The organism is Limnospira platensis NIES-39, from assembly GCF_026000695.1.
In the GTDB taxonomy this organism is placed as follows: domain Bacteria; phylum Cyanobacteriota; class Cyanobacteriia; order Cyanobacteriales; family Microcoleaceae; genus Limnospira; species Limnospira platensis.
Genome location: NZ_AP026945.1, coordinates 3,775,523 through 3,796,496 on the forward strand (window position 1 = coordinate 3,775,523; position 20,974 = coordinate 3,796,496).

Consider the following 20,974-nt stretch of genomic DNA (forward strand, 5'->3'; position numbering starts at 1 on the left):
TGCAAAATTCCTTTATGTTACTTAACGGTAATCAGCCTGAAGACGATCGCGACAGGAAGTAATCACCCCAGTGCCGGCCCAGCTTTTACCGGGTAGTTTTTGGATAGCATCAACAACTTTATCCGGTGGCACATAAATATCAGCGCCAAAATGTTTAGTGTTTTGCCTATAGTTGATCCGCATTTTCATCAAGTAGCCTTCTTGAACTGCTTGGTTCGGCTTTAACATATGTGCATCTACATCAGCCGCAGTTGCGTGGCTTGTCATTCCCAAATCAGTAGCAATGCCATCGTATCTATTAGAAAGCCGGGCAGCTACTTTAATGGTTCCCGTTCCACCTGGGCTGGGCGCGTCCCAACTATAAACTTTCGTATTCGCTAAACTTGGCATCCAATACCCGCCTTGTTGCTTCAAAACTGCTTACCACTTCATTCATAGCAGGCATTTTTAGGGTGTGGAACAGGTACGGAAACCTATAGGGTTTCCGGACATGCAAGGAGGTTTGTTTGGTCTAAAAAAATTGTTGGGGTTGTCTTCTAATCGGGGTCTTTGTATAGATGACCGTTGTAGTCACAGAGCACGATAGGCTCATTGAGCATCTCTAAAAACAATTTTGCTTCCCTAAAGTAGACGTACCCGACCGGACGGCGGCGCGGCGGTTTGATTTTGTTGCCCAATATCGTCACCTCTGGGGAAGTAATAGGGAACGCTTGGGCTGGATTTTGGTTGGTCGATGTATAGCACAAGACAGAATAGTTAGGACGTATAATGGCAAGGATATCTACATAAGACCCAAAAGGCCAGCCCCCTACAGTTACGACCTTAGACAAAAAGTTATTAATGCAATTGAACTAGACGGTATACCCAAAACAGAAGCCAGTCAAGTTTTCCATGTCAGCCGGAACACCATTAATCTCTGGCTGCAAAGAAAAGCACAGACCGGAGACTTCCTCCCTAAACCTAATCACCGACCTGGCAATAACCACAAAATTACCGACTGGCATAAATTCAAGGCTTTTGCCCAAGAGCATGGCGATCAAACCTCCGCTCAAATGGCTGAACTTTGGGATGACGACATCTCTCCTCGCACCATATCCAGAGCCTTGAAGAAAATTGGCTTCACCAGAAAAAAAAACTTACGGCTACCAAGAAGGTGATGAGCAACAGCGAGAGGAGTTTATTGCTCAGATTGAACATATGGAGTCGGAAGGGTTGGTTTACCTCGATGAAGCTGGCATGAATAGTCAAGACTCGGATTACCCTTATGGTTACTGCGAGGAAGGACAACGCTTCGATGCCCTCAAATCCGGGAAGAGGCAGGGCAGGGTGAGCTATATAGCCGCATGGTGTCATCAACAACTCTTAGCCCCCGATCGCTTTGAGGGTTGTTGTAATCGGACAGTGTTTGAGTTGTGGTTGGAGTTCATCTTAATTCCAACACTGAAGCCAGGTCAGACTCTAGTGCTAGACAATGCAACGTTTCATAAAGGGGGACGGATTCCTGAGCTAGTGGAGGCGGCTCAATGCCGTTTGCTCTATCTACCACCTTATTCGCCAGACCTCAACAAGATAGAGAAATGTTGGTCGTGGTTGAAAGCCCGCATTCGCCATTGCACGTGAGCAGTTTGATTCTCTCTATGATGCCATGGATTCTGTTCTCAAGGCTGCGTCCTAACCGTATTGACTAGTGCTATAGTTGGGAAATTCCCAAAGCGGTTAAAACCAAGTTTGACAATGAATACGCGAAAGCGATCGCGGCGGGTGAAGGAACTGGTATCAGTGAAGTGACTGCCCGACTAGCCCAACAGATTTGTATGTGGCATCAGTCGGAGGCGATGGTAGAGCAGGAGATGTTAGGCTGCACTACCCTGAAGTTTGATTGTTACCACCGGGTGTTTGATAAGTTCGGTTTTGGTTCCCGCGAACGGGGCTGGCTACTCACTCGGATCGTACCCTTTGATGAGATGTTTAAATGCCTTCCCAAGTCTAAAGCCATGGGACGATTCCGGCAGTTGTGCGGGTTGGGCGCTACTCAAGTGCAATCTGGAAAGGCTGACACTCGTAGCAGTTTCACCGGAAGTAAAGAGGCGCGATCGACCTTACATCAGTTTGTTGTTCGGGCAATCGAGAGGGGGACACATCGCGAACAGAAACCGGGCGGAGGTGCGATCGCGACAACCCCCTACGATTGCCTTCCCAAATCACCAGAGGCTCAGTCTGATACATTTACGCGACATTTATCCGGCTATTGCCTGACAATGCGACGATAGCACTATTACCCGTTAAGGTAACAGAGGCGGTATCCCGCAAAGCTTTTAGAAAGATTCCAAAAGCACCGTTCCAGTCCCTGGGTAGAGTGAACCCACACTCAGGACATCGGAACACTTTTGAGCCACCTAGCTGGGAATGCACATGACCACAGTGAGTACAGGTTTTGCTGGTGTATTCTTCCGTCACATCTACAACTGTGGTTCCAGTTATTTCCCCTTGATGTCTCAGGGTTAGTTTGAATCGATAATGCGCCCATGTCAGCATGGCTCGGGCAGTCTTGGATTTGATTTTCCGCTTGGCTTGGGCAACCATGTTGGAAGTCTCGAAGGTCGGCCGAAAAATTATGCTGTAGTCATTAGTCAAGTAATGAGCAATTTGCTTGTGGGCCTCATCCACTAAATTCCGGATTTTAGTTCTCATTCGTTGAGCCGCTTGCCTCATCCGTCGCCTCCTTGAACGACAGGGTTCCTTGGCGATTCGGCTCATCAAATCATCCAAATGTTGACATAACCGAGTGATGCGTCCTATATCTCCGGAGCCCAATTCCAGAAATCGTGAACCATCAAACCCGGTTATGAAAGTTCGGACGCCCGGAGCTAATGCAATCACGCCAGTAGCGTCAGTCGGAGTGATGGCGACAGGTTCAGGAAACACCGCAAACCACCGCCCCTTGGCTAAGACTAATTGAGTCCCTTGAACACAAGTTTTAGGGATAGCTTAGGAAACCATGAAAGTTAATCCTTTCGTTAGTCTTGGATACCAACTCCCTGAAGAGAAATTAGCATTGTTAAACTTGATGGCTTGAGAACTATCCCGACAGCTCGGTGGCCTTGCGCCAGGACTGGCTGAAAAGGCGAGATAGGCATCAAAGATAGCATTCTGCCGAATATGGCCGGGTGTTTCTTTGACCCATGCAGGCAAGTCGCTCTGCATCACTTCGTTGCGTAATTTCAGTTTGCTTAGTCGTTTACCACTCCTAGATAATGCAATTGCTTGGTTGTAGCAATACCGACAAGCGGCCAACCATTTGCGCCAGACTTGATTTAGCTCGGGGCTGGGGTAAATCAGGATCTTCTTTGACCTGAGTTTTGTATTGACTCCGTCCGTATAATCGGGAACTGAAGCAGTGGAGGATGGCGAGGATGTCCTCAACCATTTCTGGTTCTCGACTGAGACTTGTCTCGTTGAGAACCATGAGTGAGCACCTGTTTTGCTCACAGAGCCATCGAAACAAGTCAAATCCCCATCTGGCCAATCGGTCTGGGTGGGCAACGACAACCATGCCGACATCTCCTGACAAGACTTGTCCCAGTCAGGCCAGCATTTTCTTTCCCTTGAAGTTGAGCCCGCCTCCGATTTCGGAGACGACTTCTGCTTCGGGGTAGAGGTTGGACAGTGCGGCCACCTGTCGGTTGAGGTCGGACTGCTGGGCGCGGCTACTAACTCGGGCATAGATAACGACTTTGCGTTTGTCACTGCGTGATGGCATCAGAATATGACTCAACGTTGTATCGTCGTTGCCCAGCGGGGGTTCTGATGGTCTCGATTGAGCCATTTTCGTCCCATCTGCGGAGTGTTCTTTCATGGACTCCAAGGATTTGGGCCGCAGGCCCCGCTGATTGATTGTTCAGGCGGGGCTTTTTCTTGTTCAAAGTTTTAAGATAGGATAGAAAAAATTCCCCATGTAAAGTTTTAATAAGTTGCTCTCATGAGTGTAATTATTCCCCTAGACCAAATTTCCCGTAAGTTAGACAGCGATAATACCCGCGATCGGATGTTAGCTTTAGCTTCCTTGCGCGAGGTATCCCCAGAGCAAGCTGTTCCCCTAATTAAGAAGGTTCTCTTTGATAAAAGCCTACAAATTCGGTCAATGGCTGTTTTCGCCCTAGGGATTAAACAAACTGACGAATGTTATCCGATTCTGGTAAAATTATTAGAAACCGACCCCGACTATGGCATTCGCGCTGATGCTGCCGGGGCTTTGGGGTATTTGGGGGACTCTAGGGCTGTTGAACCCCTCATGCGCGCTTTTTATGAGGATACCGACTGGCTAGTGCGTTTTAGTGCTGCTGTCTCTCTCGGCAATTTGAAGGATATCCGCGCCCGTGACGTTTTGATGTCTGCCCTTAATAGTGATATGGTGATTTTGCAACAGGCGGCGATCGCTGCTTTAGGTGAAATTCACGACCTCGAAGCTATAGACCATATCCTCAAGTTTGCTCAGTCTGATGATTGGTTAATTCGCCAGCGTCTAGCCGAAGCTCTGGGAAATTTACCTAGCCCTAAGAGCTTATCAGCCCTTAAATATTTGGCTAAAGACAGTCATCATCAAGTGGCTGAGGCGGCTATGATTTCTATTGACCGCCTAACAGAGTCATTATAGACCGTTACAACTGGGTTTCTTTTACCTGGAAACCCCGTTTCTTTATTGTTGATGTGTTGACTAAAAAATCAAGCAACAAGACATATCACCCCCACGACACTATAATAGGCGATCGCTCTTGATTTGTCAACCGTTTCCGTGGCTGGCGGCGGCGTTTTTTCTGTGTTGAATAAAAAATCAAACAATGATGTGATTAAGTGTGGTTTCTTTGATGGGCTTTGGTTGCTTATCAAAAATTTCTGTAGAAACCTGGTTTCTTTGTTAGCTGGCTGTTGATATATTGAATAAAAAATCAAGTTAGTAGATATGTTAAGCCCATGAAATTATCATAGGCGATCGTTTCATGCTCTTCTAGACCTATTTTAATAACTGATCTATAATGAAGAAGTTGAGCTGTAGCAACATCTGATAAGTAAGCTTTGCTACAGCAGATAGTTTAATCTTCGTGCCATCAGACCATGAACACCATCTACTGTCTGAACCCAGGCTGTCTCCACCCTAACCCCAGTCATTTCCAATATTGCCATAGATGTGGTAATAGGTTAATCCTGAAAGAAAGGTATATACCACGCTCAATTTTAGGTCAAGGTAGTTTCTGTCGCACATTCTTAGCTAATGATACAGATAAGCCTTCTCAACCCTTCTGTGTGATTAAACAGTTTTTACCTCAAGCCCAAGGAACAGATACTATTGAAAACGCATCCCAGTTATTTGCACAGGAAGCAGAAAGGCTTGAGGAGTTGGGCAAGCATTCTCAAATACCTGATTTAATCGCTTATTTTATAGTCAATAATCGACAATATTTGATTCAAGAATTTGTCAACGGTGATACCCTAAAAGAGGAGCTTGACCAGAATGGTACTTTCTCAGAACCACAGATTAGAGAAATTCTACTAGAGGTATTAGAAATTTTGGATTTTGTGCATAGTAAGCAGGTAATCCATAGAGATATTAATCCAGAAAACATGATCATAAGTACAGTTGACAATAAGCTGTTTATCGTAGATTTTGGCTCTGCCAAAGTAGTCAAAAAGCCACATATTAATGTTGACGGAACTATAATAGGTTCAGCCGAATATTGTGCACCAGAACAGTCCTTGGGAAAACCTTTATTGGTGAGCGATTTATACGGTTTAGGTGTAACTTGTATGCACTTACTCACAGGAGTCAGTCCATTTGATTTATATGATACTATTAATAATCGGTGGATATGGCGAGATTATCTGAATGGGAAAGTGGTTAGTGAGGAATTAGGCAATATTATTGACAAGTTAGCTCATCAAATGCCTAAACATCGTTATCAATCAGCTCAAGAGGTTATTAATGCTCTCAATCCTTCTGTTCTTGAAATAGTTACACCAAAACCTCCTCCAGTTTCTACTCAATTGTCTGTTAATAATGAAACCATATCTAATATTTATGATCATCCAATACCTGTTAACTTTGCTATAGCATCTTCAGAGCCAACTTTACCAAAAATCAACTTTTCTGGGGAATCTAAGCTAGTACCTGAGTCGTCCCCACAGATAGCACAAAAACAAAAAGCGTCAACAGCCATATCTCCCTGGAAAAGTTTTTGGCAAAATGCCGGCCTAGTTATTTGCTTGGTTGGTATAGCTGTTGTAGGAGTAAATACATTTAGGGATAATTCAACAACAGAGCCTACTGCAAGGTCAGATACTTCCTCTCAGTACAACCGCCCTCTTGAAATTGATATCAATGATGCTACTGTCTACTATAGTCGGGGTCTTACTCACCGCCGCCAGGGAAATTATGAAGCAGCCATAGCCGACTACAACCGCGCTATTGAAATTAACCCGAATTATGCTCTAGCCTACAACAATCGGGGTTTTGCTCACCGCCGCCAGGGAAATTATGAAGCAGCCATAGCCGACTACAACCGCGCTATTGAAATTAACCCGAATTATGCTCTAGCCTACAACAATCGGGGTTTTGCTCACCGCCGCCAGGGAAATTATGAAGCAGCCATAGCCGACTACAACCGCGCTATTGAAATTAACCCGAATTATGCTCTAGCCTACAACGGTCGGGGTCTTACTCACCGCCGCCAGGGAAATTATGAAGCAGCCATAGCCGACTACAACCGCGCTATTGAAATTAACCCGAATTATGCTCTAGCCTACAACAATCGGGGTTTTGCTCACCGCCGCCAGGGAAATTATGAAGCAGCCATAGCCGACTACAACCGCGCTATTGAAATTAACCCGAATTATGCTCTAGCCTACAACAATCGGGGTTTTGCTCACCGGAGCCAGGGAAATTATAAAGCAGCCATAGCTGACTACAACCGCGCTATTGAAATTAACCCGAATTATCATAATGCCTACAACAATCGGGGTTTTGCTCACCGGAGCCAGGGAAATTATGAAGCAGCCATAGCTGACTACAACCGCGCTATTGAAATTAACCCGAATTATCATAATGCCTACAACAATCGGGGTTTTGCTCACCGGAGCCAGGGAAATTATAAAGCAGCCATAGCTGACTACAACCGCGCTATTGAAATTAACCCGAATTATCATAATGCCTACAACAATCGGGGTTTTGCTCACCGGAGCCAGGGAAATTATGAAGCAGCCATAGCCGACTACAACCGCGCTATTGAAATTAACCCGAATTATGCTCTAGCCTACAACGGTCGGGGTCTTACTCACCGCCGCCAGGGAAATTATGAAGCAGCCATAGCTGACTACAACCGCGCTATTGAAATTAACCCGAATTATCATAATGCCTACAACAATCGGGGTTTTGCTCACCGGAGCCAGGGAAATTATGAAGCAGCCATAGCCGACTACAACCGCGCTATTGAAATTAACCCGAATTATGCTCTAGCCTACAAAAATCGCGGTGATGCTTACAAGGTTTTAGGAGAAAAGCAAAAAGCCGGTTCCGACTGGCAAACCGCTGCTAACCTCTATCGAAAACAGGACAATAATGCCGGATATCAAGGAGCTATGAACAGCCTGAGAAGCTTGCAGTAGGCTGAGAAACTAGGTTTCTTTGAGGGGCTTTGGTCAAATCCATGAATCACAAAAAGTGTATTTTGTCAAGGGGCGGATTTTCCAGCGCCACAATTTTCGCCAAAATTGGTGCATCGCCAAAGTCAAAATTTACCCCATTACCGCCCAAGTGCCACCATAGAATCAGGCTTACAGAGGATATTTTGGTGAGTTGACAAAACCCCAGTGGATTTTTATTTTTTCAAATTTACCACAACCCCCATTCTGTCGTCAATTATTTAAGAATAAGTAGCAATAAAAATGTAATGAATATTTACAATTTTTTAAATATTAAAATTATTCTCCTAAAAACATTAAATTAACTTATGTTTGCCGGGGTTTGGGGAGGCAGGGGGTTGACAATTTCGGGAAAATCTTTATATGCTTATTATAAAATTGAGATATTGCTAACAAAATTTTGACAGCATATGCAAAAAATATAACACATACATTTGAGGATATCAGCAAAAATAGGATAATGTCAACCCCTAAGCTAAAAATTGATATGGAAGTGTTTTGAGTCGATGGTGGCTGATCCAATATAAACTGTGGTATTTTGTTATGATTAACCCCAATGCAGCCAGAGCAAACCGTCCCCGGCTGGGTAAGAGCTAGTCATGAAAGAGTTTCTGAAATATACCCTAGCCAGTGTAGTTGGCAATTTACTGGGACTGTTCCTAGTCATCACATTTGGCATGGGGGGAATCGCGTTTTTAGTAGTAGTTAGTGCTTCGAGGGGTACACAAACAACCCTAAGAGATAAATCAGTATTGGTGCTAGACCTGTCTGTGGGTATAGCGGACACAGCACCGCCGCCAACACCATCGATCGCCATAGGACAGACCCTGAGAGAAGATCGGGCTAGGTTCTTGCCATTGCGGGTAGTCCTAGAAACTATTGAGCGGGCGAGTAAGGATGATAAAATTGTCGGGCTGTATCTGCAAGGCAGTAGTGGTACAACTCCCACAGGGTTTGGGAATTTAAAGGAAGTCCGTCGGGCTTTGGAAGGGTTTAAAGAGAGCGGTAAAACTATTATTGCTTATGATACTGACTGGACCGAGCGTGAATATTACCTGGGTTCAGTAGCTGATCAAATCATTATCCACCCCATGGGTACGGTGGAGATGAGCGGGTTTAGTTCTCAAAGCGTCTTTTTGGCGGGAGCCTTGGAACGGTTCGGGATTGGGGTACAGGTGACGCGGGTTGGTCAATATAAGTCTGCTGTTGAACCTTTTTTGCGCCAAGAGATGAGCCCGGAAAATAGACAGCAAATGCAGCAGTTATTGGGAGATTTGTGGGGTGAGTTTACCGGGGCGATCGCATCTAGTCGCAGTCTGACTACAGCACAGTTGCAGCAAATTGTGAATCAGGACGGATTTTTAATGGCTGCAGATGCGAAGGATCGCGAAATGGTTGATCATATCGCCCATAGAGATGAAGTGGCCGCTAAACTGCGCGAATTGACCGAAGAAAAGGAGGAGGGAAGACAACCTTTTCGACGGGTGGGGATCCAGGAATATTCGAGAACTCCTCAAGTTAAGGGAAGTTGGGCTGGTAATCCCAACAGTCGCAATATCATTGCTGTAGTCTACGCTGATGGTGAAATTGTCGATGGTCGCGGGGGGATTGGTCAAGTTGGCGGCGATCGCTTTAGCGAAGAGTTACGCAGGCTACGGGATAATGATCGGGTCAAAGGAATTGTCCTGCGGGTCAATAGTCCCGGTGGTAGCGCTACCGCTTCCGAGGTCATCGCACGAGAAGTACAATTGACCAGAGAGGAAAAACCCATTATAGTTTCTATGGGGAATGCCGCCGCTTCCGGTGGTTATTGGATTGCTATGGGGAGCGATCGCATTTTCGCTGAACCCACTACGGTCACTGGTTCCATTGGTGTATTTGGACTGCTGTTTAATGCTCAGGATATTGCTAACCAGAATGGCATTACCTGGGATGGTGTGAAAACCGGACCCTTTGCTGATCTTAATTCTATCTCCCGTCCCAAAACAGACCAGGAACTACAGAAGGTTCAGCAGATGGTTGATTTCATTTATCAGCGGTTTGTCTCTTCCGTCGCCCAATTGAGAGATTTACCACAAGAGGAAGTTTTGGAAATGTCTCAGGGTCGGGTTTGGTCGGGGGTACAAGCTGAAGCCTTGGGGTTAGTTGATCAGTTGGGGGGTTTACAAGATGCGATCGCTGCTGTAGCCGAAAAAGCCGAACTGGGTGATGATTGGAAACTCGCCGAATATCCCAGAATTCCTAGTTTTGAGGAACGTTTGCTAGAAAGCCTGCGAACCGAAGCCACCCAAGCAGACCCTCTGACCAGGGAACTGCTCCAACTCTATCATGAGTTATCCGTGCTTAGGCATCTCAATGATCCTAGGGGAATATATACCCGGTTACCCTTTAACTTACAGATTGATTAGATCCAACCCAATGATCGTGGTGTGGGGCGGGTTGACGACAATTCCGGTGGAGAAATTTAATTGACTGCGGAGGCGCGCCCCTACTAGGATATGCCGACCAAATCTTAAATTTTTCTAAAAAAGTAATAATACCTATTCCCAAATAATCAGTTAAGGTGCTAGACTCTAGTCAATGGAGAATTAAGTATCGGTTGTAGTATTTTTGTTTCAAGTATCAACGAGTTTTTCACGTTCAATGCTGGCAAGTTTCTCTCCGAGAACCTCACTCCCTACGAAACTCTGGTTTTGGAGATAATTTATGTCGATTTACGTTGGTAACCTGTCCTATGAGGTTACAGAAGATGATCTAACTGCTGTGTTCGCAGAGTATGGATCAGTTAAGCGTGTCAAACTACCCACGGACCGAGAAACCGGACGTATGCGTGGTTTTGGCTTCGTAGAAATGGACACAGAAGCTGAAGAACAATCAGCCATTGATGCTCTTGATGGTGCTGAGTGGTGCGGTCGTGATCTGAGAGTCAATAAAGCCAAGCCTCGCGAAAATAGTGGCTCCTTTGGCGGCGGCGGCGGCGGTCGTCGTGGTGGCGGCGGTTACTCTCGTCGGTCCTAAGGGTCTCACTTCCTCACTTCTTTTAATAAGTCTTACAGCTTATCTAGCAATTTCGCGTTTCAGCTTAATAATTGTTAAGAGTTAGTGCTGTGCAGTCGTGCGCTGTCAACATTGTGTTGAAGGCTTTGAGAGATACCTTTCCACGTCTGGGGTAACTGAATTATTCCAGATTGTGCAATACTCAGAAACTTTCTGAATTACTAAATTACTAAGTTAATCAAAACCCCTCATTGTTGTAGGGGTCTTTTTTTGTTTCCATGGAAATATGAAAAAATATACAACATCCCAGACCCTATTTTGGCTTTTCCTCAGCATGAGTTTAGCCAGCATTTACGGTATTCTATCGCTAAAACAAGCCTTTGCGGAACCCAATTTAGTCCATAATGACGCAAGACAGCACATTTTTTGGATGTTGCGGTTCATTGACCCCAACCTGTTTCCCAATGATTTAATAGCCGATTATTTTCAATCTGTAGCTCCCCGGGGATATACTATAGTTTATAAACTAGGTATTATCTTAGGAATAAACCCCTTTGATTTAGCTAAAATTATCCCACCAATTTTAGGATTATTTGTTACTTATTATTTTTTCAGGTTATGTCTTGAGATTTTACCAATTCCAGCCACAGGATTTATCGGCTGTTTAATCATCAATCAAGCCTTATGGTTAAAAGACGATTTAGCATCAGGAACACCCAGAGCATTTATTAACCCGATTTTCATCGCCTTTTTATACTATCTAGTTAGACATTCTCGGCTGGGTGTTTGTGTCACAGTAGCAGCTATTGGCTTATTTTATCCTCAGTATGTTTTCATGGCTGCTATAATGCTGATATTGAGAGTTATTAATTGGCAAAATCGCAGCTTTAAGCTAACCCAAAATAACCGCGATTATCAAATTTTAGCTTGGGGTTTATTGGTCGCGTTCATAGTATTACTTCCATATATTATCACCTCCTCAGAATTTGGTCCGACCATTACTCGCGCCGAAGCCATGAATTCTCCCGAATTTTTCGAGGGGGGACGGAGTAGGTTTTTTCACGATAATTTGATGGATATTTGGTTCACCGGAAGACGTAGCGGAATGTTTCACAGTTCCCTATTTACCCCCGCTACTCAATGTGTGGCTTTATTACTGCCATTTTTACTAATATTTCCGAGACAGTTTCCCCTAGGGAGATATATTACACCCCAGGTTTGGGTATTATTGCAATTATTCATATCATCGGTTTTGATGTTTTTTGCATCCCATGCACTTTTGTTTAGGCTACACCTTCCCGGTCGATATACTGAGTTCAGTTTTCGGATTATTATTGCGCTTTTAACAGCCATATCTTTGACTTTAATATGGGATACACTCCTGAGAGTCTTTAAACATAACTACGGCTATAGATTTTATCGATATTTGGCGGGGAGTCTTATGGCTATTATGGTGGGAATTGTCCTATTATATCCGGCTTTCGTGCCTTATTTTCCATTGGTGAGATATGAAAAAGGTAGAATGACAGAAGTTTATGATTTCTTCCAACAGCAACCCCCAGATATTGTCATAGCTTCTCTGTCAGCAGAGGCTGACCAACTGCCAACTTTTGCTCAAAGAACTGTTTTGATGGCGCGAGAATATGCTATCCCTTATCACTTGGGTTATTATAATCAAATTTTGGCGAGAACTTTGGATATGATTAATGCTCACTATACGGATGATTTGCAGACACTTCAGGATTTCATTAATCAATATAATGTGGATTTTTGGCTGATTGACCCGGCGGCTTTTTCGCCTGAATATATTAAAAATAATCACTGGATGCTGATTTTTTCGGAAGGTCAAAAAGCATTAAATTTACTGGAAAATAATTCGCAATTTGCGTTATATCAACAGGTTAATATATGCAGGGTTTTTGAGCAGCCTAATTGGTGGATTGTTGATACAAAATGTATTTTAAATAACCCAGGATGATGAGTTGATAATGTTTTGATTGCCGTTTCAGTAATCATGCCATAAGCCTGCGAAGTACCTCTCCCCGGTGAGAGGAATTTAGGGGGTGGGTAATGTTTAGTGCGATGGCTGCTTGGGGTTATTGTGAATTACTCAGAACGTAAATCTTGAGTAATCCGATCGCAGTTTAATTGCTCTAAATCCTCTGGTGGAATATCCCATTGGGTGGCGGCATTTTGGCGCATTGTACCTACCAGACTATCAGCTTGTTCGGGAGTTAAAATACCCTCTTGTTGAGCAGTTTCTGCGGTGATACATATACCCAACAAAACCCCGGCAGCCGCACCGCCAATACCTCCGATCGCCGTACCTCCGACAAAGCCAATACCACCACTAAATAAGGCAGTAGCAACGGCAATTAAGACAACATGAATGGTTTTCATTATCGGTTATCCTCTCTAACAATTATCAAAATTTAGCAAGATTCTCAGCCTATATCAATCAATATTATATGAAAATCGAGACGATGATGGATCAAAGTTGAGTAAATGGGCAGGGGAGGACTATAATTTTTGGGTAAGATAGCGCTAGGCCTGTTGTAGACTGCGACAGGGAAACTGGGAGTGGGAATGAGTAGTGTTGAAGAGTTGTTGAAGTTGGCACAGGATAATTTAAGCCAAGGAAACCAAGATCGGGCTTTTGCTATTTGTCGAGAAATTATCAGCCAACAGCCTAATTGTGCCATTGCTTATCAACTACTAGGCAATATTCAAGAAGATAATGGCCAATTCATAGCGGCCATGGGGGCTTATACCAAAGCCTTTGAACTTGCACCTAACCAACCTATTAGCTATGCTTACCTTGCCCAAGTATATCGGAATATGGGCTGGTTTGATGAAGCTATTTCATTTTACCAACAGGCGATCGACCTCTCTCCTAATTGGGCAGATTTACACTATCATTTAGGGATGACTTGGCATTGGCAGGGTAATATTGAAGGGGCTATTGGCTGTTACCAAAAAGCGATCGCCTTAAACCCTAAGCTAGGTGAGGCTTATTTAGATATGGCGCTGCGGTTAAATGAGCGGGGGGACATTAACACAGCGATTAAAGTTTTACAACAAGGCCGAATTAACTGCCCTAATTTTAAGGAAATTTTCAACACTCTGGGATATTTGCAATTACAGCAAAATCAGATAGATGAGGCGATCGCTATCTTTCAAGAAGCCCTAAGTATTGACCCAACCGAACCATTAGTATATAATAATTTGGGTTGGGCTTTCGCTCGCCAAGGAAAGCTGAGTGAAGCGATCGCCGCTTACCATAAGGCAATTAGCCTGAAACCAGATTTAGCTATTGCTTACAGTAATTTGGGTAAGTTGTGGCAGCACAAAAATAACCACCGACAAGCAATCACTTATTTTCAAAAAGCGATCGCCATTGAACCGGATAATATCATGTTCTATAGCGACTGTGGGAATTCTTGCCTAATCATAGGTTGCCTATCTCAAGCCATGGCTTGTTTCCAGAAAGCGATCGCCATTGACCCCAAATTTGTGCAGGGTTATATCCAACACTTTAATCGGGATGTTATCCTAGAAACAGGTTCAGATGAACTACTACAGGCACAAATAGCCTGCGCCCAGTTTTTGGAAGCTCTGCAAAAATCCGATTGGGAATTGGGGAACTCTGAGAACTCCCAGGAGTCTGATCATAGTGTAACTGAGGTGCCAGATGCGGTTTATAACTACCTAGAAGCTACCTATAGTCATTTGGGTAATACCCTAAATCAATATGGTGAGTGGGATGCAGCAATTAGGTATTATCAACGAGCATTAAGGATTAAACCTCAGAAAATACAAACTTACCTGGATTTAGCATCCTGTCTAGCTAAACAGGGAAGGTTGCAGGGGGCAATAACAGTTTGCCATACTGCCGGGGTGATTGAATACTCCCCAGAAGTCTATTGGCTTTTGGGGAGTTTACTTGAGTTACAGGGACGGTGGGAAGTGGCGATCGCTTATTATTCAAAAGTCTTACAAAACGGAGGAACAGCAGAGAAGTTAACTACTGTTTCGCAGGAGTGGCGGGATAGCGGAACTATATCGACCGGAGAAATTCCCCGACCACAACAGCCACCCCAAGGAGTTTATCAGAAAACCCAGGCATGGCTACAGGCGAATAATATAGACACCAGCCACTATATCCCGATTCCAACGGTAGGACAACAGCTACCCCCAACAGAGTTAGACTTAGACAATGTAGGGGGAGAGTGCGGCGGTTTAGATTGTAGCCCTTGTCGAGAGCGAATTTTTGCGGGATTTGAGGTGAGCAATTTAGGTTATGGTATTGAGAGGCGAGTGGCAGATGCCAAGACTGTAGAGGTTCCCTTTGAAACCTTTGTGGCAAGTATTCCCCAGGGACGGTGTTGGATTGTCCCCCAAGAAAATAACTGGAAAGTCTGTCGGGCGATCGCTACCATAACACCGGATAATCAACTGTTAGCGGACCTGTCACGGGAATATCCCGCCCCCCTTCCGGGTTGTACTAACTATAATCCCGAAAAACATTGGATTTTTCGCCAAACTAAACTTTGTCCCCCCCAAAATATTGATGGGACGGTGGCGGTATTATCAGGACTTTCGGGACATATCTATTTTCACTGGATGGTTGATATAATGCCACGGTGGGAATTAATGCGACGGGTGGGGGTAGACTTTAATCAGATAGATGGGTTTGTGGTCAATAGCGCCTTGCTACCGTTTCAGCGGGAAACTTTGCGGCGCTTGGGTATTGCGGAATCGAAAATTATCGAAAGCGATCGCTACCCCCATATTCAGGCGCGACAGTTGCTAGTCCCCTCGTTTGCTTCTCCCACGGGATGGTTGCAACCCTGGGGGGTGGACTTCCTGCGAGGAACTTTTCTCCCGCTGGCGACAGGTGATAATCATGATTACCCTAATCGTATCTATGTTAGTCGTGCCCAGGCTAGACATCGACGGGTTTTGAATGAAGAACAGGTGATGGCGCGCCTGAGTCGGTTGGGGTTTGTGCGGGTGCTACCAGAGAAACTATCATTTTCCCAGCAGGTGGCATTATTCTCACGGGCGGAAATAGTTATCGGTCCCCATGGGAGTGGTTTAACCAATTTGATTTTCTGTCAGCGAGGGGTGAGGGTGATTGAGTTGATCTCCCCCCATTATGACCGCCATTACTATTGGGTGATATCTCAGGCTTTGGGATTAGAGCATTATTCCCTGACTGGGGATGGGTTTTCCTGTTACCCTTTGCGATCGCTAATGTACCAAAATCCCTTAACTGAGGATATCTGGGTCAATATGACCGGGTTGGAGAAGATTTTAGAGAAGTTGGAAATTAGATAAAAAAAATTTTGTGATCCAATCACCATAAACGAGTACAATCGAATCTTGGGAATTAAAAAATGAGTCCGTCTGATCTGAGCCAAACCATGCAAGCTAAAGAGATCCTCCAAAAAAGTGTCCAGTTCCTGCAACAACAAGCCCAAGCATATCTTCAACAAGGACAGGTTGATGATGCTCGTAAGGCTTGTGAACAATTATTGAAAATTCAACCTACCTCGGCGGTGGGGTTTAAGATCCTGGGAGATGTCTCCTTGCGAGGGGGAGATATAGAAACCGCCAAGCAAAACTATACGAAGGCCCTGGAACTACAACCCAACTGGGCTGAAGTTTACGCCAATTTGGGTAGCCTCTATGCGCGATCGCAACAATGGGAACAGGCTAGTGCTGCTTATCAAAAGGCGATCTCGATTAAACCAGAATTTGCTGGGGCTTATCGGAATTTGGCTAAGGTCTGGACTCAACTAAATCGCCCCTTAGATGCTATCCGAACTCAATATAAAGCCTACACCCTAGAACCTCAAACTTTCAGCGCTCAAGAACATCTGGCTTTGGGTGATGGTCTGATGCAGCAGGGTATGGCGACGGAAGCACAGGCTTGTTATCAAAATGCGATTAATCTTAATCCGAGTTTGGCGGCGGCTTATCAAAATCTGGGGGAAGCCCTTAAACAACAGGGTAAATTGCCGGAGGCTGCTACCTATTTTCGGAAGGCTATTGAGTTGAATAACCCAACTCCAGCAGTTTCTAACCCGGTGGATACTTTGGCGGCGGCGGTGTCAACTCCTCAAGATACTTTAGCAGCGGCAACTGCTGCGGGGCAGGTTCCTCAGCCTGATGTGTTGGTGGTGGGTCAATCTCCACAAGTTCCTATGGAGACGGGAATGGGGGTTCCTATTAGTCGCCCGGTTAACCCGGAAACGGTTTTACAAGAGGCTAAGGCATTCTGCGCTATTAAAAAATGGGAACAGGCGGTTTCGGCTTGTCAGAAAGCATTGCGACTTGACCGGAATTTGGCGGAAGCCTATAAAATTCAGGGGAATGCTCTGCAAATGTTGGGGGAAATGGAGGCGGCGGTGCGCTCCTACAATAAGGCTCTGGAAGTTAAGCCTCAATTCCCGGAAGTTCATGCGAATTTGGGTAGCTTGTACGCCCAGGAAGATCGCCTGGAAAAGGCGGTTTCCTGTTATCAACAGGCGATCGCTCAAAATCCTAATTTTGCCGGGTTCTATCGCAATTTGGCTAAGGTTTTAGAACGTCTGGGGCGAGAGGGTGAAGCCTCTATATGTCTGGAAAAAGCCTATACTTTGGAACCGAATAAGGCTACCCCGGAAGATCATCTGCGTCTGGGAAATACTCGCCTCGGTCAGGGTAAGCTCGATCAGGCTTATGAGAGTTATCAGCGGGCTTTGGAGTTGAATAAACAACTGGCTCCGGCTTATTATGGTATGGGTAAGGTGAAGGCTTCTGAGCAGGCTTGGTCAGAGGCGGAGGCGGCTTACCGTCAGGCTATTGAACTTGACCCGAAATCAGGAGTTTTTTACCAGGGTTTGGCTGAGTGTTTGGCTGGTAAACAGGACTTTGATGGGGCGATCGCTCTGTATGGTCAGCTATTACAGCTTAATCCGAATTGGGCGGCGGGATACTACCAAATTGGGGAACTTCGCAACCAACAATGGAATTTGTCGGAGGCGGAGGCGGCTTATCGTAAAGCGCTGGAATTGGACAAAAATCTGGCGGCTGCCTATTATGGGTTGGGTCGGGTATTGCTGCGACAAGAACGTTGGGCTGATGTGATTCCGGTTCTGGGTCAAGCAATGGCTTTGGATGCTTCTGGGGCGGATTTTGAGCTGTGTAAGGGTTTCGCTGATGCTCTGGTACAGACGGGACAGCTAGATGAGGCGATCGCTTTCTATCAAAAAGCTACGGATTTGGCGGCGGATAATGCTGAGGTTTGGCAAAAGTTGGGAGACCTATGGCGGGATAAACAAGCGTTTGATCAGGCTATTGAGGCTTATCAAAAGGCTAATGAGTTGGACCCTAATTTGTTCTGGTCTCACAATGGTTTGGCTGATGTGCTGTTTAAGTTGGAACGCTGGTCGGAAGCGGTTGAGGTTTATCAAAAGGCGATCTCGATTAAGTCGGATTATTCCTGGTCCTATAACAGTTTGGCGGAGGCTCTGGTTAAGTTGGAACGCTGGTCGGAGGCGACTACGGCTTACGGAGAGGCGGCGCGGTTGAATCCAGAGTTCCCCTGGTCTAGTTATAATTTGGGAGAGGTTTCGGTTAGACTTCAAAATTGGGAAGAGGCGGTTAAGGGGTATCGCGCCGCCATGGCTGTACAATCGGATTTACCTGGGATTCAACAAAAACTGGCTGATGCACTGCGAGAACGCGCTAAAGGTGATTTAGATGAGGCTCTGGGGTGTTATCTTCAGGTGATGGAACAAGAACCAGATAATGTGGATACCTATCATAAGGCGATCGAGATTAAGCCTGATGATTCTGAACTCTATGTTAAGTTGGCTGATACTCTGGCTCGACAAACTCAGTTGGATGGGGCGATCGTTTTTTACCAAATGGCTCAAGACCTTGACCCTGACAATAGGGCGATCGCTTCTCGCCTACAACAGGTGATTGAAAAAAAAAATGACGGGTTAGAACTATTCATTCCTCAAGAAACTTTCGGGGAAACTCCAATTCTTCCTACTCAGAAAAAATCCCGTCCATCTGAGCAACGGTTTCCCATTGACCAAGAAAGTTATGAACATTGGCTGAGGGAAAATTTGCCTAGACCCGCTGACTTACGGCAAATGTCTCAGGCGGTTAATTATCTCGGATATAAGCCGCTAATTAGTGTGGTTATGCCGGTATATAATACCCCGGAAAAGTTCCTGAAAAAGGCGATCGAATCAGTTACTAACCAAGTTTATCCCTACTGGGAACTGTGTATTGCTGATGATAATTCCAGCGAACCTTGGATTAAACCTCTTCTCAAAGAATATGCCAGAAAAGATAACCGGATTAAAGTTGCTTTTCGCACCGAAAACGGTCACATTTGCGCCGCCTCCAATTCTGCTTTGGAATTAGCCACAGGAGAATATATAGCACTATTAGATCATGATGATGTCATTACCCCAGAAGCACTCTATGAGGTCGCACTGGTACTTAATGAAAATCCCGATGCTGATATGATTTATTCCGATGAGGATAAATTAGACCAATACGGTCAGCGAGTGTTCCCATACTTTAAGCCAGATTGGTGTCCTGACTCATTTTTAGCACGGATGTATACCTGCCATTTAGGAGTATATCGCCGGGAACTGGTTAATCAAGTAGGTAACTTCCGAATTGGTTACGAAGGTAGTCAAGACTATGACCTAGTTTTGCGAGTAACTGAGAAAACTAATAAGATTTTCCATATCCCCAAAATTCTCTACAGTTGGCGACAGCATAGCGGTTCCACCGCCTACGACCCCAACAGTAAACTCTACGCCTATATAGCAGCAGAAAAAGCCCTAAATGAATCCTTTGCTCGTTGCCAAGAAAAGGCGCGAATCGTTTCCGATCATGAGAATTTCCCCGGTCAATACACTGTTCGCTATCACATCGAAGAACACAAACTTGTGAGTATTATTATCCCGACTCGCAACCTGGGAACCACTCTCAATCATTGCCTACAATCAATTTTTGAAAAAAGCACTTATCCTAACTATGAAGTGGTGGTCATTGACAATGGCAGTGATGAGCAAGAAACTTTCGATATTATCAACGCCTGGAAACAAAAAGAACCCCAACGCTTTAGCTGTTACGAGTTTGATGTACCGTTTAATTACCCCCAAATTAATAACTATGGGGTAACTAAAGCTAGGGGCGATTATTTACTGTTTCTAAATAATGACACAGAGGTATTGACCCCCGACTGGATAGAAGCCATGGTAGAACAGGCTCAACGTTCCTCTATTGGTGCTGTCGGTGCTTTGTTACTCTATCCTGATGATACGATTCAACACGCTGGCGTTGTCCTGGGAATTGGCGGGGTAGCGGGTCACAGCCATAAGGGTTATCAGGCTCATCATTTGGGTTATTATAACCAACTGGTAACGGTTAATAATTACTCCGCCGTGACGGGAGCCTGTTTGATGTGTCAGCGAGAGGTTTTTGACCAGGTTGGTGGGTTAGATGAAGAGTTGGAAGTTGCATTTAATGATGTGGATTTCTGCTTAAAGTTAGTGAGCCGAGGATATCGGAATATTTATCTACCCCATGTGGTTTTATATCACTACGAGTCTAAGAGTCGTGGTTATGAGGATACGCCGGAAAAAGAAGAACGGTTTAAACGAGAATCTAAAATCATGAAGCAGCGGTGGAGAGATTTACTCAAGAATGACCCCTGCTATAACCCTAACCTGAGTCGCATACGACAGGACTATGGTATTCGTCTGAGTAATGATGAAAATCAGGTGGTAGCGATATCAATGTCTGAGGATAGGGAGGCGTTTTTAGGATGTGCGATCGACTCACCCAAGCTACACCAGCCTTTTAATGAGGAAAATATGCTGATTCAGGGATGGGTGATTGGTAAGCACTCTCCGGCTAAACTAATCAAGTTTATCTGTGGCGATCGTGTCATTGGCGAATCCAAAATGAACCAGGAGCGTGGTGATGTCGCTAAAGTATTTCCAGATGTCCCCCATGCTATTGATAGTGGCTTCGTCAAAACCATTGATGTCAGTGAAACACCCAGTGAAGTAGAAATTTTGATTCTAGCTACCATGGAAGACGGGAATGAGATTCCTTTGTCAACATTACACCTGCGACATGGTAGCTCAGACGATTAGATAGGGACCTGTCAACGACCCGACGCTAACCGCTTTTAGGCGGTATAGCGTCGGCTTGTAAGAGTCCTACCTTGACCAGTCTCCCTCAATAACGGCTTTTTGAGGGT

General features: G+C 45.0%; 10 protein-coding genes and 4 pseudogenes. 9 read left to right on the plus strand and 5 right to left on the minus strand.

Features of this window, described 5'->3' with window-relative positions; all coding sequences use genetic code 11:
* Positions 1 to 21: 21 nt before the first annotated feature.
* Together N39L_RS18520 and N39L_RS18525 are read right to left on the minus strand one after the other, a co-directional pair.
* Positions 22 to 390 carry a hypothetical protein gene (locus tag N39L_RS18520; protein WP_006615959.1) on the minus strand — a complete coding sequence of 123 codons (369 nt, stop codon included), beginning with the start codon at positions 388 to 390 and terminating at the stop codon, positions 22 to 24.
* 146 nt (positions 391 to 536) lie between these two features.
* Positions 537 to 740 (minus strand): annotated as a pseudogene (locus tag N39L_RS18525) (hypothetical protein); the annotation flags it as partial.
* A gap of 45 nt (positions 741 to 785) precedes the next feature.
* Between N39L_RS18525 and N39L_RS18530 the strand changes: the two are divergent.
* Positions 786 to 1,675, plus strand: a pseudogene (locus N39L_RS18530) (IS630 family transposase).
* Positions 1,676 to 1,784: 109 nt separating this feature from the next.
* Positions 1,785 to 2,270, plus strand: a complete 486-nt coding sequence (locus N39L_RS18535; RefSeq protein ID WP_014276004.1) for a transposase — start codon at positions 1,785 to 1,787, stop codon at positions 2,268 to 2,270.
* Here N39L_RS18535 and N39L_RS18540 read toward each other — a convergent pair.
* Together N39L_RS18540 and N39L_RS18545 are read right to left on the minus strand one after the other, a co-directional pair.
* Positions 2,227 to 3,204: pseudogene (locus N39L_RS18540) on the minus strand (RNA-guided endonuclease InsQ/TnpB family protein). The gene N39L_RS18535 and the pseudogene N39L_RS18540 sit on opposite strands and share 44 nt — an antisense overlap.
* A gap of 127 nt (positions 3,205 to 3,331) precedes the next feature.
* Positions 3,332 to 3,902 (minus strand): annotated as a pseudogene (locus N39L_RS18545) (IS607 family transposase); the annotation flags it as partial.
* A 77-nt stretch (positions 3,903 to 3,979) separates the two neighbouring features.
* On the opposite strand from N39L_RS18545, the gene N39L_RS18550 reads away from it, so the two are divergent.
* From N39L_RS18550 to N39L_RS18570, 5 genes are all read left to right on the plus strand, one after another.
* The gene (locus N39L_RS18550) at positions 3,980 to 4,654 is read left to right on the plus strand and encodes a HEAT repeat domain-containing protein (RefSeq protein WP_006616170.1); all 675 of its coding nucleotides are present in this window, start codon (positions 3,980 to 3,982) and stop codon (positions 4,652 to 4,654) included.
* A gap of 458 nt (positions 4,655 to 5,112) precedes the next feature.
* Positions 5,113 to 7,656 (plus strand): tetratricopeptide repeat protein, encoded by a 2,544-nt coding sequence (locus N39L_RS18555; RefSeq protein WP_014276008.1) that lies wholly within the window; start codon positions 5,113 to 5,115, stop codon positions 7,654 to 7,656.
* Positions 7,657 to 8,291: 635 nt separating this feature from the next.
* Entirely contained in the window at positions 8,292 to 10,100 is a 1,809-nt protein-coding gene (gene sppA, locus N39L_RS18560) for a signal peptide peptidase SppA (RefSeq protein ID WP_006619983.1), read from the plus strand.
* 298 nt (positions 10,101 to 10,398) lie between these two features.
* Complete coding sequence (gene rbp / locus N39L_RS18565) at positions 10,399 to 10,710, plus strand: RNA-binding regulator (RefSeq protein ID WP_006619982.1); 312 nt, start codon at positions 10,399 to 10,401, stop codon at positions 10,708 to 10,710.
* 265 nt (positions 10,711 to 10,975) lie between these two features.
* Positions 10,976 to 12,667, plus strand: a complete 1,692-nt coding sequence (locus N39L_RS18570; protein WP_014276009.1) for a hypothetical protein — start codon at positions 10,976 to 10,978, stop codon at positions 12,665 to 12,667.
* A gap of 128 nt (positions 12,668 to 12,795) precedes the next feature.
* On the opposite strand, the gene N39L_RS18575 is transcribed toward N39L_RS18570, so the two are convergent.
* Positions 12,796 to 13,089, minus strand: coding sequence for a hypothetical protein (locus tag N39L_RS18575; RefSeq protein ID WP_006619980.1), 294 nt, complete (start codon positions 13,087 to 13,089; stop codon positions 12,796 to 12,798).
* A 186-nt stretch (positions 13,090 to 13,275) separates the two neighbouring features.
* Here N39L_RS18575 and N39L_RS18580 point away from each other — a divergent pair, with 186 nt between their 5' ends.
* Both N39L_RS18580 and N39L_RS18585 read left to right on the plus strand, forming a co-directional pair.
* Positions 13,276 to 16,029 (plus strand): tetratricopeptide repeat protein, encoded by a 2,754-nt coding sequence (locus N39L_RS18580; RefSeq protein WP_014276010.1) that lies wholly within the window; start codon positions 13,276 to 13,278, stop codon positions 16,027 to 16,029.
* Positions 16,030 to 16,088: 59 nt separating this feature from the next.
* Positions 16,089 to 20,867, plus strand: a complete 4,779-nt coding sequence (locus N39L_RS18585) for a tetratricopeptide repeat protein (protein WP_014276011.1) — start codon at positions 16,089 to 16,091, stop codon at positions 20,865 to 20,867.
* Positions 20,868 to 20,974 lie beyond the last annotated feature (107 nt).

Excerpts from the sequence above, each read along its gene's own strand:
- N39L_RS18520 (WP_006615959.1), bottom strand. The coding sequence starts at position 390 with ATGCCAAGTTTAGCGAATACGAAAGTTTATAGTTGGGACGCGCCCAGC.
- N39L_RS18550 (WP_006616170.1), top strand. The coding sequence starts at position 3,980 with ATGAGTGTAATTATTCCCCTAGACCAAATTTCCCGTAAGTTAGACAGC.
- N39L_RS18555 (WP_014276008.1), top strand. The coding sequence starts at position 5,113 with ATGAACACCATCTACTGTCTGAACCCAGGCTGTCTCCACCCTAACCCC.
- sppA (WP_006619983.1), top strand. The coding sequence starts at position 8,292 with ATGAAAGAGTTTCTGAAATATACCCTAGCCAGTGTAGTTGGCAATTTA.
- rbp (WP_006619982.1), top strand. The coding sequence starts at position 10,399 with ATGTCGATTTACGTTGGTAACCTGTCCTATGAGGTTACAGAAGATGAT.
- N39L_RS18570 (WP_014276009.1), top strand. The coding sequence starts at position 10,976 with ATGAAAAAATATACAACATCCCAGACCCTATTTTGGCTTTTCCTCAGC.
- N39L_RS18575 (WP_006619980.1), bottom strand. The coding sequence starts at position 13,089 with ATGAAAACCATTCATGTTGTCTTAATTGCCGTTGCTACTGCCTTATTT.
- N39L_RS18580 (WP_014276010.1), top strand. The coding sequence starts at position 13,276 with ATGAGTAGTGTTGAAGAGTTGTTGAAGTTGGCACAGGATAATTTAAGC.
- N39L_RS18585 (WP_014276011.1), top strand. The coding sequence starts at position 16,089 with ATGAGTCCGTCTGATCTGAGCCAAACCATGCAAGCTAAAGAGATCCTC.